Origin of the sequence: Kitasatospora sp. NPDC088351 (assembly GCF_040685575.1) — a bacterium.
In the GTDB taxonomy this organism is placed as follows: Bacteria; Actinomycetota; Actinomycetes; order Streptomycetales; family Streptomycetaceae; genus Kitasatospora.
In genome coordinates, this window is record NZ_JBFBIL010000097.1 from 1 (window position 1) to 14,999 (window position 14,999).

Consider the following 14,999-nt stretch of genomic DNA (forward strand, 5'->3'; position numbering starts at 1 on the left):
CGGGGCGGTCAGACCGTTGGACGCACCGTCCTGGTTGACGGCCGAACCCCGGACCACGGCCAGCACCTCGTGCCCCAGGCGCCGGGCGTCCGACAGCCGCTCCAGCAGCACCAGACCCACGCCCTCGGCCCAGGCGGTGCCGTCGGCGCCGTCCGCGTAGGCGCGGGCCCGGCCGTCGGCGGAGAGCGCGCGCTGGCGGGAGAACTCGACGAAGGAGGTGGGCCGGGCCATGATCGCGGCGCCGCCGGCCAGGGCGAGCGTGCACTCGCCCTCGCGCAGCGCCTGGGCGGCCAGGTGCAGGGCCACCAGGGAGGAGGAGCAGGCGGTGTCCACCGTCACCGAAGGGCCTTCGAGGCCGAGGGTGTAGGAGATGCGGCCGGAGGCGACCGAGCCGGCGTTGCCGGTGCCGAGGTAGCCCTCCAGGCCGTCCGGGACCTCGGCGAGGTCGGTGGCGTAGTCGTGGTACATCAGGCCCGCGTAGACGCCGACCGGCTGCCCCTTGAGCGAGGTCGGGTCGATGCCCGCGCGCTCCAGCAGTTCCCAGGAGGTCTCCAGCAGCAGCCGCTGCTGCGGGTCCGTCGCCAGCGCCTCGCGCGGCGAGATCCCGAAGAAGCCGGCGTCGAACTCGCCCGCGTCGTGCAGGAATCCGCCATGACGGGCGTAGGAGGTGCCGGGGACGGCCGGGTCCGGGTCGTAGAGGGCGTCGAGGTCCCAGCCGCGGTCGGCGGGGAAGGGGGTGATCGCGTCGGTGCCCTCGGCGACCAGCCGCCACAGGTCGGCCGGGGAGGCGACGCCGCCGGGCAGGCGGCAGGCGGCGCCGACGATGACGACGGGGTCCTCGGCGGGCGGCACGGTGCGCGGTACGGGCGCGGGCCGGGCGGCGGTGGCCGGACGGCCGGTCAGCGTGTTCACCAGGAAGGCCGCGACGGCGGTCGGGTTGGGGTGGTCGAAGGCGAGGGTGGCGGGCAGCCGCAGGCCGGTGGCCGCGGTGAGGCGGCCGCGCAGTTCGACGGCCGTGGCGGAGGTGAAGCCGAGGTCCTTGAACGGGCCGTCGGGGCGGATCGGGTCGGGGCCGTCGCCGGCCAGCCCGGCGGTCTCCGCGAGGACGAGGTCGAGCAGTTCGCGCTGCCGGTCAGCGGCCGGGCGGCCAGCCAGGCGGCGGCGCAGCGCGGCGGCGGTCGCGGTGTCCGGGGCGCTCGGGCCGGCCGGGGTGTCGATGAGGTCGCGCAGCAGGGCCGGGACGTCCCGCGGGGCGAGGGCGTCCAGCCCTTCGGGGTCGAGCCGGAGCAGCAGCAGGGAGGTGTGGTCGGCCAGGTGGGCGGCGTCGAACGCGGCGGCGCTCTCCTGGGCGGTGAGCCGGCCGAGGCCGGGCGGCACGGGGCGTCCGTCCCCGTCGGCGGGGCCGGTGATGAGGGCGAGGCCGGGCAGGCCGTGGCGGCTGCGGTAGTGGGCGAGGGCGTCGAGGAACGCCGCGGCGGCGGCCTCCCCGGGGGCGCCGGGGGTGCCGAGCGGTCCGACGGTGGGGGTGTGCACGACGAAGGCGGACAGCTCGGTGCCGGCGGTCAGTTCGTGCAGGTTGACGGCGGCGGCGAGGGCGGCGCCGAGGCCGGGAAAGGCCGCGCCGGGGGTGTGGACGACGGCGTTGAAGCGCGTGCCCGGGCCGGCCAGCCAGTCGGCGAGGGCGTCGCGGTCGGCGAGGTCGAGGGCGCTGAGGGTGGTCTCGGCGCCGGCGGCGGTGAGCCGTTCGGCGAGTTCGGCGGCGGCCCGGTCGGCGGGGCCGTGGGGGCTGGTGAGCAGGATCCGGCGCACGCCGCGGCCGGCCACCAGGTGGTGGGCGACGGCGGCGGCGGCCGGCCCGTCGGCGCCGGTGACCAGGACGGCGCGGCGCGGGTCGAAGCGGGCGCCGGGCTCGCCGTGGGCGAGCGCGGCGGACACCCGGGCGGCGCGCGGGCGCAGCGCCACGCCGGAGCGGACGACGAGTTCGGGTTCGCCGGAGGCGACGGCGGTGGCCAGGGCGTCGGCGGCGTTCTCCTCCGCGTCGAGGTCGACCAGCAGGAACCGGCCGGGGTTCGCCACCCGGGCGGCGCGGACCACGCCGCGCAGCGCGGCCTGGACGAGGTCAGTGGCGCCGCCGGGTCCGGCGGCGCCCCGGGTGACGACGACCAGCGCGGTGTCGGCGAGCCGTTCCTCGGCGAGCCAGGCGGTGAGCTGCCCGTCGAGGGCGCGCACGGCGTCCTCGACATCGGCGGCGAGCGGTCCGGGGGTGCGCAGGCCGGCGCCGACGCCGAGCACGGCGACATCGGGCAGCGGGCCGGCCGCGGCCAGCGCGGCCGGGTCGGGGTGGGCGGCGGCGCCGAGGGCGTCGGCGAGGCCGAAGGCGTCCGCGCCGAGCACCGCCCAGGTGCCGGCGGCGGGGCGGGCGCCGGGGACGGAGGAGAGCGGCAGCCAGTCGACGCGGAACAGGTGCTCGTAGTGGCTGCCGCCGGCGGCCCGCAGCCGGGCGGGCGCGTCGAGCAGCACGTGCCGGGTGATCTTGCCGGAGGCGGTGCGCGGGATGCGCTCCGTCTCGTACAGCTCCTCGGGGACCTTGAAGTAGGAGAGCCGTTCCCGGCAGGCGGCCAGCAGGGCCTCCGGGTCGAGGCCGCCGGGGCCGGGCACCAGGAAGGCCACCGGCACCTCGCCGAGCACCTCGTGGGGCTTGCCGACGACGGCGACGTCCGCGACGCCGGGCACTCCGCGCAGCACCTCCTCGACCTCGGCCGGGTGGATGTTCTCGCCGCCGCGGATGATGAGTTCCTTGATCCGGCCGGTGATGGTGAAGTAGCCGGAGCCGTCGCGCCGGGCGAGGTCGCCGGTGTGGTACCAGCCGCCGCGCAGCGCCTGCTCGGTGGCCTCGGGCTGGTTGTGGTAGCCGAGCATCACGCTCGGGCCGCGCACCCAGACCTCGCCCTCCTCGCCGTCGGCGACGTCCAGGCCGGTCTCGACGTCGACCAGGCGCACACCCAGGCCGGGGACGGGCAGGCCGCAGGAGCCCTCGACGCGGGCGCCGGTGGGCCAGTTGACGGTGATCGAGCCGCAGGTCTCGGTGGAGCCGTAGGCGTCGATGAGCGGCGCGCCGAACGCCTCCTCGAAGGAGCGCCGCAGCGTGACGGTGGTCATGGCGCCGCCGACCAGGCACATCCGCAGGGCCGGCGCGGTGAAGCCGTCCTCTCGGGCGGCGCGCACCAGCTGCTGGTACATGGTGGGCACGCCGGCCAGGAAGGTCGCGGACTCCTCGCGGACGGCCTCCAGGACGTCCCGCGCGGCGAAGCCGTCGAGGATGCGGGCGGTGGCGCCGACGGCGGTGACGCTCAGCACGCAGGCGATGTGGGAAAGGCTGTGGAACAGCGGCAGCGGCCAGACCACCCGGTCCTCGGCGCTCAGGCCGGGCACCGGCACGTAGCAGGCGGCGACCGACCAGAGGCAGTTGCGCTGGGTGGACAGCACGCCCTTGGGCCGGCCGGTGGTGCCGGAGGTGTAGAGCATCCAGGCGGGGTCGTCGAGGCCGAGGTCGTCGCGCGCGGGGGTGGCGGGGTCGGTGCCGGCCAGGGTCTCGAAGGAGAGGGTGCCGGCCGGGACGGGGCCCTCGCCGGTGACGATCACCCGCAGGTCGGCCCGGCCGCGGGCGAGGGCGTCCAGGCCGGCGGCGCGGGCGGCGTCGGTGATGACGACGCGGGCGCCGCTGTCGTCCAGCAGGTGGGTGAGTTCGGCCTCGGTGGCGTGCGGGTTGAGCGGGACGCCGATGGCGCCGGCGCGCAGGATGCCGAAGTAGGCCTCCACCACCTCGACGCTGTTGCCGAGCAGGATCGCGGCCCGGTCGCCGGGCTGGAGGCGCAGGTCGGCGAGGTGGCCGGCGATCCGGCCGGTGCGGGCGTGGAGCTCGGCGTAGGTCACGCCGCGGACGGCGTCGCGGAACGCGGTCTTGTCCGAGCTGTCGCGGGCGTGCTCGGCCAGCAGTTCGGGCAGCGGCCGGATCAGCTCGGTGCGCAACATGCCGTCACTTCCTTGGGTCGGTTCGGTTCGGGTCGACTCGGTTCGGGCCTCGGGCGGGGGGCATTAGATTTCCGCCTGGCACCAGGGGTGGGCGGCGGCGGAATGGGATTCCATTTCCGGGCCGGATTTTCGCGGTACGGGGCCGGCGCATTGCCGGGCGGACTTTCCGGGGCGGCCGTGCGCGAATTCCCGCCGGTCACAGTCTCGTGCGGCGGGGGCTCCGGGCCGCCCCTATCCGACCCCCTATACGGGCCCTATTCACGGTGGGCGGGAACGGCGCCGCCCCGCCGGGCGCGGCGGGGCGGGGCGGGGAGGGGAGGGCGGACCGGCCCGGCCGGTCGGGCGGCCGGGTGGTCCGGGCTCGCGGCCGGTCAGTGGGCCGGGACGGGTTCGGGCAGCAGGGCGAGCAGGTCGTCGGGCCGGCGCAGCACCGCGTCGGGCCGTTCGGCGAGCAGCGCCGCCTCGTCGGTCTCGCCCCACAGCACGGCGATCGCGCCGACCCCGGCGCCCCGGGCGCTCGCCAGGTCGGTGACGGCGTCGCCGACCATGACGGTCCGTTCGGCCGGCACGTCGAGCAGTTCCAGGGCGCGCAGCACGATGTCGGGCGCGGGCTTGGCCCGGGGGACCTCGTCGGAGCCGAGCACGTGGTCGAAGTGGTGCAGCAGGCCGAGCTGGTCGAGCAGCGAGCGGGCCCGGGGGCCGCTCTTGCCGGTGGCCACGGCCAGCCGGATGCCGCGCCGGTTGAGGTCGATGAGCAGTTCCCGCACCCCGGCGTGCACGGTGACCTGGGGGGCGAGCCGGTAGCTCTCCCGGACGAAGGGCTCCTCCAGGGCGAGCGGCAGCCCCATGATCCGCATGATGTCCGGGAAGTAGCGGCCCAGGTGGCGGCAGTACTCCTCGAACGGCGGGTTGCCGTCGCCGACCACCTCCTCGTAGGCGGTGAGGAACGCCCGGCGCATCACGTCGAAGCTGTCGACGATGACGCCGTCGAGGTCGAAGACCACGGCGCGCAGCGGGGAGGAGGCGGCGAGCGCGTGGCCGTCGGGCCTGGTGGTCGGGGCGGTGGCTGCGGGCTGGTCGATCGGCATGGGATCTCCATGGGACGAGGGGCTGCCCGGACGGGTGACCGGGCCTGACGCCCCGGGGCCGACGAGATGGGCACGGCCTCCGGGGCCGGGACACGGGGCTGCTCGGGTGGAGCCGCGGCTCGGCGGGGAACGGCGGGGACGGCGGTCGGACGCCGACGACGGTCAGACGGCGAGGGCCGCGGCCTCGTCGGCGAGCCGCGGCCGCGGGGCGCGGGCCGCCGCGTAGAGCCGCTCGATGACCGAGATGGTGTGGTGGGCGCGGTTCACGGCCGCGCCGCGCGAGGCCGGGTCGGCGAGCAGGGCGGGCAGCTCGTCGAGCTGGCGCACGTACTCGGTGCCGACGCTCTCCCCGGGCAGCGGGACCTCGGTGGTGACGCCGTCGCGGGTCCGGGTGAGGCGCGGGACCCGCCGGTTCGGGCTGAAGCCGAAGGTGCACTCCAGGGTCGCGGAACCGGTGGCGCCCTCCACGGTGATCCGGGTGGTGTCGACGGGCTCGTGGGAGGCCCAGCTCGCCCGCACCGCCACCGAGACGCCGGTGTCGGTGAGCAGGAAGCCGCGGGCGGTGTCCTCGACGTCGCCCGCGCCGTCCGGCCCCTCGGTGCCGCGCCAGCCGGCGCCGCGCCTGCCGTCGTTGACGAAGTCGGCGGAGAGCGAGCCGAGCACCGACGGGAACCGGACGCCGCCGCCGAGCACGGCCTGGGCCGTGTCCAGCAGGTGCCAGCCGAGGTCGACCAGGGCGCCGCCGCCGGAGAGCCGCCGGCTGGTGAACCACCCGCCGGCGTCGGGGACACCGCTGGCACGGACCCAGGCGAGGTCGACGTGGCGGATCGGGCCGAGGTCCGCCGCCAGTTCGGTGAGGGCGGCGACGTCCGGCCGGTAGCGGGCGGCGCTGCCCGCCAGCAGGACGGTCCCGCCGGCGCGTTCGGCGGCGGCCAGCCGGTCCGCCTCGGCGGCGCTGAGGCAGACCGGCTTCTCCAGGAACACCGGGATGCCGCGGGTGAGCAGGCGCTCGGCTACGGGGGTGTGCAGGTGGTTGGGCACCGCGACGACCGCGAGGTCGACATCGGGGCCGAGCAGGTCGGCGCCGGCGAGGAGCGCGGCGCCGGACGGCACGTGCTCCGCGCCGCCGGGGCCGGGCTCGACGACGGCGGTGACCCGGTAGGCCGGGTGGGCCGTCAGGCGGGGCAGCCAGATGGTGCGGCCCGCCCAGCCGAGGCCGACGACGGCCACCCGTACCGGGGCGGCCGGCCCCCGTCCGGCGGTGCTCACCCGCGCGTTCACACCGCGGCCAGGGCGTCGGCGATGATCTGGGCGGTGTCCTCGATCGCCCGCTCGCTCGCGAGGAGGGTGCGGTGGTGCAGCCAGATGCCGTCGGCGGTGAGCGCCTCGCTGTTGGGGCAGGCCTTGGCCAGCTCGTCGACGGTGGTGTCGGGCGCGGCCGACTCCCAGAAGCCGTCCGAGCGGTAGATGGCGCGGAAGACCACGAAGGCGGGCAGGCCGCGCGCGATCAGGTCGTCGACCAGGGCGTTGCGCCTGTCCTCGCCGAGGCCGGGCACCCGGAACATCGCCATGTAGTGCGGGACGCGGTCGGCTCGCTCGTCGTGGCCCTGCGGCACCACGCCGGGGATCTCCGTCAGCAGGCTCTTGAGCAGCTTGGCGCGCTCCTCACGGACGCTGATCTGGCTGTCCAGGCGGGCGAGCTGGGCGCGCAGCACGCTCGCGGAGAACTCGTTGAGCCGGAAGTTGGAGCCGGAGGTCTGGTGGTAGTACTTCCGGTCCGTCGGCGGGCGGCCGCAGCTGTGCCGCAGGAACGCCTCGTCGTACTGGGCGGTCTCCGGGAAGGTGACGGCGCCGCCCTCGCCGGCCGTCATCAGCTTGCCGTTCTGGAAGCTGAACGCGGCGATCGAGCCCAGCTCGCCGACCCGGCGGCCGCGCCAGCGGGCGCCGTGGGCGTGCGCGGCGTCCTGCACGATCGAGACGCCCGAGTCGGCGGCGAGCTTGTCGAGGGCGTCCAGGTCGGCGATCTGGCCGGCGATGTGGACAGGCATGATCGCGCGGGTCCGCGGGGTTATCGCGGCGGCGGCCGCCTCGGGGCTCAGGTTGTAGGTGTCGAGGTCGATGTCGACCGGCACCGCGGTGGCGCCGAGCCGCTGGGCGGCCTGGGAGGAGGAGATGAACGTGAACGCGGGCACGATGACCTCGGTGCCCGGGCCGACACCGAGCAACTGGAGGGCGATCTCCAGCGCGTGGGTACCGTTGGTGACGGCGAGCGCCTTGGCGGCGCCGTGGTAGTCGGCGAACTCCTGCTCGAAGGTCTCGACCTCCTTGCCGCCCATCCGCCACCACTGGCCCTGCTCCAGGGCCCTGAGCAGTCCTTCGCGCTCGGCATCGTCGTACTGCGGCCAGACCGGGAACTCCGGGGCCGGACGTCCTTGGGCACTCATGATTCCGCGCAGCCTTTCCTGTAGGGGGGACCGTGGAACGGCACGCTAACCCAGGAAATGCGGCCCGTCACTTCCCCTACACACCCCCCTAGAAAGCCCTTGTCCTGCAGTCCGGTAGCCCTCTTCGGGGTTCGCCCGGGGAACTCGCTGCTATAACCGGAATATGAGCGAACTGCTATTGCTGAATGGCCCCAATCTCGGGATTCTCGGCCGCCGCGAACCGGAGGTCTACGGCACCGACACCCTGGCCGACATCGAGGCCGCGGTCGCCGCCGAGGTGGCCGGCCGGGGCTGGAAGGTGGTCTCCGTCCAGCGCGAGTCCGAGGGTCAGCTGATCGAGGCGGTGCAGGACGCCTGGGACGGCTCCGTCGGGGCGATCGTGAACCCGGGCGCGCTGATGATCGCCGGCTGGGGCCTGCGCGACGCGCTCGCCGCCTACCCGCGGCCGTTCGTCGAGGTGCACCTGTCCAACGTCTGGGCGCGCGAGTCCTTCCGGCACGAGTCGGTACTGGCGCCGCTCGCCTCGGGCGTGATCGTCGGGCTCGGCGCGCTCGGCTACCGGCTCGCCGCGCAGGCGCTGCTGGCGAAGGTCCCGGCGTCCTGATGGGCTTCGCGACGGGAACCCCGGCAGGGGACACCACGACGACGCGGGCCGCGGCGGCGCAGGGCCCCACGGCTCAGGCCCCGACGGCTCAGGCCCCGACGGCCGCCCGGGGCGTGCTCGGCATCGACATCGGCGGCACCAAGGTGGCGCTGCGCGCCGAGGACGGCCCGCCCGGCGGGCCGGTCCGCACCGAGGAAGCCGTGCTGCGCTGGCCCGGCGCCCGGGTGGCCGGCGTCTACGCCGACTGGACGGCGCTGGCCGGCACGGTCGCCGACCTGCGGGAGCGCTGGGAGGGCGACTTCACGGCGGTCGGGGTGGCCGTGCCCGCGACCATCGGCCCGGACGGCCGGGTGCTCGCCTGGCCGGGCCGCCCCGGCTGGCGCGGCTTCGACCTCGTCCCGGCGCTGCGGCGGCTCTTCCCCACCGCGGCGCTGGCCTGGGCGGACGACGGTGATCTCGCCGCGCTCGCCGAGGCGGTGCACGCCGGGTCCGGGCACGTGGTCTACCTGGGTGTCGGGACGGGCGTCGGCGGCGGTGTCGTGCACGAGGGCACGCCGCTGCCGGGCCCGGGGCGCGGCTCCTGCGAGGCGGGGCACCTGATCGTCGACCGCCGGGGCCCGGTCTGCGACTGCGGGCGGCGCGGCTGCCTGCAGGCCACCGCCTCCGGTCCGGCGACCCTGCGGCGCGCGGAACTGCTGCGCGGCGCGCCGGTCGAATACGCGGAGCTGCGGACCGGGCTGGCCGAGGGCGCGCCGTGGGCGGTGGAGGCCGTCGAGGAAACCTGCGCCGCGCTGGCGGCGGTGGCCGTCTCGCTCGGCGAGCTGTTCCACCCCGAACTGACCGTGCTGGGCGGCGGGTTCGCCGACGGGCTGCCCGGCTTCACGGCGCGGGTGGAGGCGCACGCCGCCGCGCTGGCCCGCCCCGGCGGCCCGGCCCCCGCGATCCGGCCGGCCGTGCTCGGCGGGCGGTCCTCGCTGCACGGCGCCCTCGCGCTGGCGCGGCTGCAGCCCGCGTCCTGAAGCCGTGCCCGCGCCCGCGCGCCCCAGTCCCACCCCACCGAGCGACATCGCACCACACACCACCGCACACCACCGCACCGACCAGCCCTGGGAGCCGAGTTGACCACGACAGAAACCCTCGTCCGCACGGACGGCGGGCTGCGGCGCATCGACGTGGAGCTGGGCGAGCGCGGCTACCCGGTGCTGATCGGCCCCGGCGCCCGCCACCGGCTGGCCGGGGTACTCGCGAGGATCGGCGCCCGCCGGGTCGCGGTGGTCAGCGCCCGGCCCGCCGAGTGGCTGCCCGACACCGGCCTCGACACCCTGGTGGTGGAGGCGAAGGACGGCGAGGACGGCAAGTCCCTCGCCGGGGTGGCCGAACTGTGCAGCCGCTTCACCGCGTTCGGCCTGGGCCGGGCGGACGCCGTGGTCTCCTGCGGCGGCGGCACCACCACCGACGCGGTCGGGCTCGCCGCCGCGCTGTACCACCGGGGAGTGCCAGTGGTGCACCTGCCCACCTCGCTGCTGGCCCAGGTCGACGCGAGCGTCGGCGGCAAGACGGCGGTGAACCTCCCGGAGGGCAAGAACCTGGTGGGCGCGTACTGGCAGCCGTCCGCCGTGCTCTGCGACACCGACTACCTCAGCACCCTCCCGCCGCGCGAACGCGTCAACGGCTACGGGGAGATCGCCCGCTGCCACTTCATCGGCGCCGGGGACCTCCGCCACCTGCCGCTGCCCGAGCAGATCGCCGCGAGCGTCGCCCGCAAGGCCGCCGTGGTGGCCGCCGACGAGCGCGACGCCGGGCTGCGGCACATCCTCAACTACGGCCACACCCTGGGCCACGCGCTGGAACGCGCCACCGACTTCCGGCTGCGCCACGGCGAGGCGGTCGGCGTCGGCACGGTCTTCGCCGGCCGGCTGGCGGGCGCGCTCGGCCGGATCGGCCCCGAGCGGGTCGCCGAGCACCACGAGGTGGTCGCCCACTACGGGCTGTCGACCGCGCTGCCGCCGGAGGTCGACACCGGGGCGCTGATCGCCCTCATGCGGCTGGACAAGAAGGCCGTCGACGGGCTCTCCTTCGTCCTGGACGGCCCGCGCGGCGCCGAACTCGTCAGCGACGTCCCCGAGTCACTGGTCGCCCGCACGCTGGACGCCATGCCGCGCGCCGCCGGGGAGGCCTGAGGTGTCCCTTCCCCCCGACCTGCCGGCCCCCGACCTGCCGACCCCCGACGCGCCGGCCGCCGGGCCGCCGATCTCCGGCCGCACCCGGCTGTTCGCGGTGCTCGGCGACCCGGTCGCGCAGGCCAAGGCGCCCGCTCTGCTCAACCCGCTGTTCGCGGCGAGCGGCGTGGACGCCGTGCTCGTCCCCGCGCACGCCCCGGCGGACCGGCTGGACGAGGTCGTGCGAGGGCTGAAGGCCGTCGCCAACCTGGACGGGCTGCTGGTCACCGTCCCGCACAAGCTGGCGATGTGCGGGCACGCCGACGAACTCAGCGACGCCGCCGCCCTGCTGGGCAGCACCAACGCGCTGCGCCGCGAGCCGGACGGCCGCTGGTACGGCGACAACTTCGACGGCGCGGGGTTCGTCAGGGGCCTGGCCGCCGCGGGGCACCACCCGGCCGGGCTGCGGGTGGCGCTGGCCGGCGCCGGAGGCGCGGGGCTCGCCATCGCCGCCGCCCTGCTCACCGAAGGAGCCGCCGCACTCACCGTCACCGATCCCGACCGGGGCCGGGTGGACGCCCTGCTGGAGCGGCTCGGCACCCGCTGGCCCGGCCGCGTGGCCGCCGCCCCGCGCCCGCCCTCCGGCGTCGACCTCGCGGTCAACGCCACCCCGCTGGGCCTGGACCCGGCCGACCCGCTCCCCTTCGACCCGGCAGCACTGGCGCCCGGCGCGCTGGTCGCCGACATCATCATGACGCCCGCCGAGACCCCGCTGCTGCGCACCGCCGCCGCCCTCGGCCTCGCCACCCACCCCGGCATCCACATGCTCGCCGAGCAACTGCCGCTCTACCGCTCCTTCTTCCGCCTTCCGGGGTGACCCCCGTTCCTCCGGAACCGCCGGAGAGCCCGGAACGGGCGGGACGGGCTGGACCCGCAGGACAGGCGGGAGAAACGGGGCACGGGGGCGTGCCCGGCGGGACGGAACCCCCAGGATCCACCGGGCCCGCCCTGTGGGGTGCCATGAGTGACGCAATGCCCCTGAACAGGTACTCTGCAGCTCCAGGTGATCATGGCAGGCTCGGTCTGTATGGCGCTGCGCATGCTCTACCCGGTCTTTCTCCGGCTCCTGGGACTGCCCCTGCTGCTCTCCCGCTCGGGGGGGGCGAAGGACGCCGAGATCCTCGCGTTACGCCACGAGAACACGGTGCTGCGCCGTCGGCTCGGCGTCCGGCCACGCCTTTCCTGGCCGGACCGCGCGGTGCTCTCCGCTCTCGCCCGGCACCTGCCGGGCAGGCTCCGTCGGCACCGCCTGGTCACCCCCGGCACCCTGCTCACCTGACACCGCCGACTGCTCCGCTGGAAATGGAAGCAGAAACCCGTGCGCACGGGACGACCCCCGGCCGCACCGAGCGCTGCAACTTCGCGCTCCTGCCGACAACCCCGACGTCATCCCGTTCCCAGCCCAGCGGATCCAGCGCCACGACGTCCTCGACGGACTCATCCACGAGTACCGCAACACCGCCTGACGAAGACCAGAGCAGCTGACGAAAACACAGTTCGGCTCATATGCGGGACTTTTGGAACCCTACAGAGTCCATCGCGGGGAACGCGAAGCGTGGCTGCCGGCGGATGGACTCCATGCGCTCGGAGACGATCGGGAAGTCCAGGTTGGTGCGGTCGGCCGACACCCGCGGGTCGGCCAGCAGCGTGCGGATCTCCGCGCGCCCGGTGACCAGCCAGGCCGCGCGGCCGTCGTACAGCGTCACCCGACTCACCGGCCCGTCGGTCGACAGGTAGCCGGACGGCGGCTGGTAGGGACACGTACGGTCCTGTGGATACGACAGCGACATGAGCGTTCCCCTGCCCGCGGGCCGAGGAGCGTCGGCCCGCGCGTCGGCCCAAGAGTCGTTCGCTCGGAGTCAACCCGCCCAGAGCGGTTGCACCGTAGCGGTGTATCCGGCTCTTCCCTCCAGCGGGCAGTCCGACACCGCACGCTGCTCCAGCTCCTGCGCCTGTACGACAGCCGACGCCGCGAGGTGCGCCACCTCGTCCTACCGCCGGCGGCGGCCCCTCCGCGGCTCCACCCGTCTCCTGTCCGAAGACCGCTGCTGCCCCGCTCTTCGACGTCCCCGGGGCCGCCGAACCTGTCGGCACGTCAGAATGGCTTGTGGCCTGGCGATGTGCTGGCAGAATCACGAACCGGAGGTAGGGCTTCATGACCCGGTACAGCATCGACCCCGAACGACACGAGCTGATCGCCACCTGGGGAACCGGCGAGGGTGGTCTCGCCACCCGCATCGGCGTCCTCCCCGCTGGGACCGGCACCTCCGTGCTCCTGGGCCTGGCCCGTGCGCTCACCCAGCTGTCCGAGGCCGCGTGGCGCACCTACACCCACCCCGCCAGCGCCGCCTCCTCCCAGGACCCCAACTCCGAGGGCTGGCGCCGCTCGGAGGAGCGAAAGGCCTTCGACGAGGTCCCCCTCGCCATCACCCGGCCCAACCTCCCCCAGAACGGCATGCTCGACGTCTCCTACAGCCCCCTCGTCGAATCCGCCCACCGCGCCGGCCGCGCCCTCCACACCCTGGACGACCGCGAGCTCACCGACGCCGTCCTCGCCGAAACCGCCACCGAACTCGCCGCCGTGGAGAACGCCGAACTCGGCGACCTCACCGGCCGCGCCCGCCAGGCCGTCCTCCTCAGCCGCGAAGGCGCCTCCCCCGTCCAGGTCGCCGCCGCCGACCGCCTCCTCGAACAGAACCCCTTCGGCCCCGCGGCCCTCCTCACCGAGATCGACCCCACCGCCGCCGCCGTCGCCGCCGCCCACTGGCTCGCGGCCGCCGCCGAGGTCACCGCCGAAGCCACCGGCCACTCCCCCACCACCCTGCTCCTCGAAGCCGACAACAGCGAAGCCCTCCCCCACGAAACCCCCACCCTCGTCCTCGAACTCCTCGAAGCAGGCATCTCCCCCTACGACGCCGTCACCGGCCTCGTACGCCACGCCCTCCACATCGCCGACGGCCTCCTCCCCGACCCGGCGGGCCTGCGCGAACAACTCGAAGACCTCGACGACGACCTCGCCGAACACACCGGCCCGGACACCGACCCCGAGGACACCGGCCTGCGCCTCACCCCCCTCGACCCCAGGCGCCCCGCCCGCGACCTCCTCGAAGACCTCCTCACCGGCATCCACGCCTGCCAGCTCCTCCACGAGGAATACGACGACCCCGATGAAGAGGACGCCGATGCCGACGAGGCGGAGGACCGGAACGACGAACAGGCCGAACAGCACCAGGGCCACGGCCGCGAACGCTTCGCCCACCTCGTCCGCGAAACCGCAACCCGCCACCGCGACCGGCTCACGTGACCGACCACCCGAACCCGACGCACCCCCTCGACAATCACCCAGGGTGACGACGGGGGGCTGGCCACCCGCTCCCCTCGGCGACTCCGCGTGACACGCGCCGACCTGTCGGCAACCGCACGTTCACCCAGGCCGTCGACGCGCGCGCCCGAACCCCGGCCGATACTACTCAGCGTAACCGCCCCAGCGTGCACGTCTGGCGTTCAATCAGGTTCGGGAATTCCGCAACCCCGGAAAGGGGCCGGAATTCCACCACCCACCGGAACGGGCCGAGCAGCCCTGCGGGCGGGGAATGAGGATTCCCGCCCCCTCCGACATTCGGAGGAATTCGATAGACTCAGAGCATCCCAGATACCTCTCGCAGCCCGGATGCCGGGGCGCCGGACGTGATCCACAAGGCCGCGAGCTGCTCAAGGAAGCCACAGGCAATCTGAACGCAGGTCAAGGGATCACACCAGGTCAGAGGCACCAAATGCCTTCGGTGGTCGCACGGTGGTCCCGTCGTCCGCCGCAGTGCGCCCGCACGGGACGAGACTGGAAGAGCCCGCACGACCACGACCCGCCGTGAAGTGATCACCATGCGCTCCTCCGCCAAACGCGGCCGCGTCTACCGCCGGTGCGACTGCCGCGACCAGCACCGCAAACAGCTCGGCGCCCGCTGCCCCCTCCTCGCCACCGACCCCCACCACGGCACCTGGACCTTCACCGTCGACGGCCACGCCGCACCATCCGCCGCGGCGGCTACCTCAAGAAGAAGGCCGCGAAAAAGGCCCTGCACCGCCACCTCGAAGGCGAACGCACCGGCATCCCCCACAACCCCGACCAGAGCGTCGCCGACTACCTCGACGACTGGTTCCACGCCAAACAGGCCGAACTGAAGCCCACCACCGCCTCCCACCACCGCCTCCCACTACCGCAGGCACGTGTACGACGACCTCATCCCCGCCTTCCGCACCATCAGCCTCGACGACTTCCGCCGGCCCCACATCCGCACCTTCGCCGACCACCAGCTCACCCACGGCCGCGGAAGGGTCACCGTCCACCGCATGCCGTGCACACTCTCCAGCGCACTCGGCGACGCGGTCCCGGCCGGCCGCCTGCACCACAACGTCGGACGCCCCTGGTCATCCGCCGACCGCGCCGCGCCGACCGCATCGAGTGGACCACCGACCACGCCGCCACCTTCCTGCGCGACGACGACGAGCCGTTCGGCACGGGGTACGACGAATTCACGGTGAAGGGGATCGACCCGATGGTCGGCCTCCTTCCCGCCGAGTCCCTCCTCACCGGCAGGCCCGAGGCGCAGCTCGC

At 75.0% G+C, this 14,999-nt stretch carries 11 protein-coding genes and 1 pseudogene; 7 read left to right on the forward strand and 5 right to left on the reverse strand.

The window, feature by feature from the left end:
- The 4 genes from AB0P06_RS35570 to AB0P06_RS35585 form a co-directional block, all read right to left on the reverse strand.
- Positions 1 to 4,032: AMP-binding protein (locus AB0P06_RS35570; protein ID WP_363614912.1), on the reverse strand; the 4,032-nt coding region annotated here is incomplete at its 3' end.
- 371 nt (positions 4,033 to 4,403) lie between these two features.
- Positions 4,404 to 5,120, reverse strand: coding sequence for an HAD-IA family hydrolase (locus AB0P06_RS35575; protein WP_363614915.1), 717 nt, complete (start codon positions 5,118 to 5,120; stop codon positions 4,404 to 4,406).
- A gap of 162 nt (positions 5,121 to 5,282) precedes the next feature.
- Complete coding sequence (locus AB0P06_RS35580; protein WP_363614917.1) at positions 5,283 to 6,389, reverse strand: Gfo/Idh/MocA family oxidoreductase; 1,107 nt, start codon at positions 6,387 to 6,389, stop codon at positions 5,283 to 5,285.
- 8 nt (positions 6,390 to 6,397) lie between these two features.
- On the reverse strand, positions 6,398 to 7,564 hold the full coding sequence (locus tag AB0P06_RS35585; RefSeq protein WP_363614919.1) for a DegT/DnrJ/EryC1/StrS family aminotransferase: 1,167 nt from the start codon (positions 7,562 to 7,564) through the stop codon (positions 6,398 to 6,400).
- Positions 7,565 to 7,727: 163 nt separating this feature from the next.
- Between AB0P06_RS35585 and AB0P06_RS35590 the strand changes: the two genes are divergently transcribed.
- From AB0P06_RS35590 to AB0P06_RS35610, 5 genes are all read left to right on the forward strand, one after another.
- Positions 7,728 to 8,168 (forward strand): type II 3-dehydroquinate dehydratase, encoded by a 441-nt coding sequence (locus AB0P06_RS35590; RefSeq protein ID WP_030397945.1) that lies wholly within the window; start codon positions 7,728 to 7,730, stop codon positions 8,166 to 8,168.
- A complete protein-coding gene (locus AB0P06_RS35595) occupies positions 8,168 to 9,187 on the forward strand; it encodes an ROK family protein (RefSeq protein WP_363614921.1) in 1,020 nt (339 codons plus the stop codon). Before AB0P06_RS35590 ends, AB0P06_RS35595 begins: the two co-directional genes overlap by 1 nt.
- 99 nt (positions 9,188 to 9,286) lie before the next feature.
- On the forward strand, positions 9,287 to 10,348 hold the full coding sequence (locus AB0P06_RS35600) for a 3-dehydroquinate synthase family protein (RefSeq protein ID WP_363614923.1): 1,062 nt from the start codon (positions 9,287 to 9,289) through the stop codon (positions 10,346 to 10,348).
- Position 10,349: 1 nt separating this feature from the next.
- Positions 10,350 to 11,204, forward strand: a complete 855-nt coding sequence (locus tag AB0P06_RS35605) for a shikimate dehydrogenase (protein WP_363614925.1) — start codon at positions 10,350 to 10,352, stop codon at positions 11,202 to 11,204.
- A 192-nt stretch (positions 11,205 to 11,396) separates the two neighbouring features.
- A complete protein-coding gene (locus AB0P06_RS35610) occupies positions 11,397 to 11,666 on the forward strand; it encodes an integrase (protein ID WP_363614927.1) in 270 nt (89 codons plus the stop codon).
- A 223-nt stretch (positions 11,667 to 11,889) separates the two neighbouring features.
- Here the strand turns inward: AB0P06_RS35610 and AB0P06_RS35615 are convergent, their stop codons facing one another.
- On the reverse strand, positions 11,890 to 12,177 hold the full coding sequence (locus AB0P06_RS35615) for a hypothetical protein (protein WP_363614929.1): 288 nt from the start codon (positions 12,175 to 12,177) through the stop codon (positions 11,890 to 11,892).
- 365 nt (positions 12,178 to 12,542) lie between these two features.
- Between AB0P06_RS35615 and AB0P06_RS35620 the strand changes: the two genes are divergently transcribed.
- Positions 12,543 to 13,691 carry a Voldacs domain-containing protein gene (locus AB0P06_RS35620; protein WP_363614931.1) on the forward strand — a complete coding sequence of 383 codons (1,149 nt, stop codon included), beginning with the start codon at positions 12,543 to 12,545 and terminating at the stop codon, positions 13,689 to 13,691.
- A gap of 1,048 nt (positions 13,692 to 14,739) precedes the next feature.
- Positions 14,740 to 14,999: pseudogene (locus tag AB0P06_RS35625) on the forward strand (hypothetical protein); the annotation flags it as partial.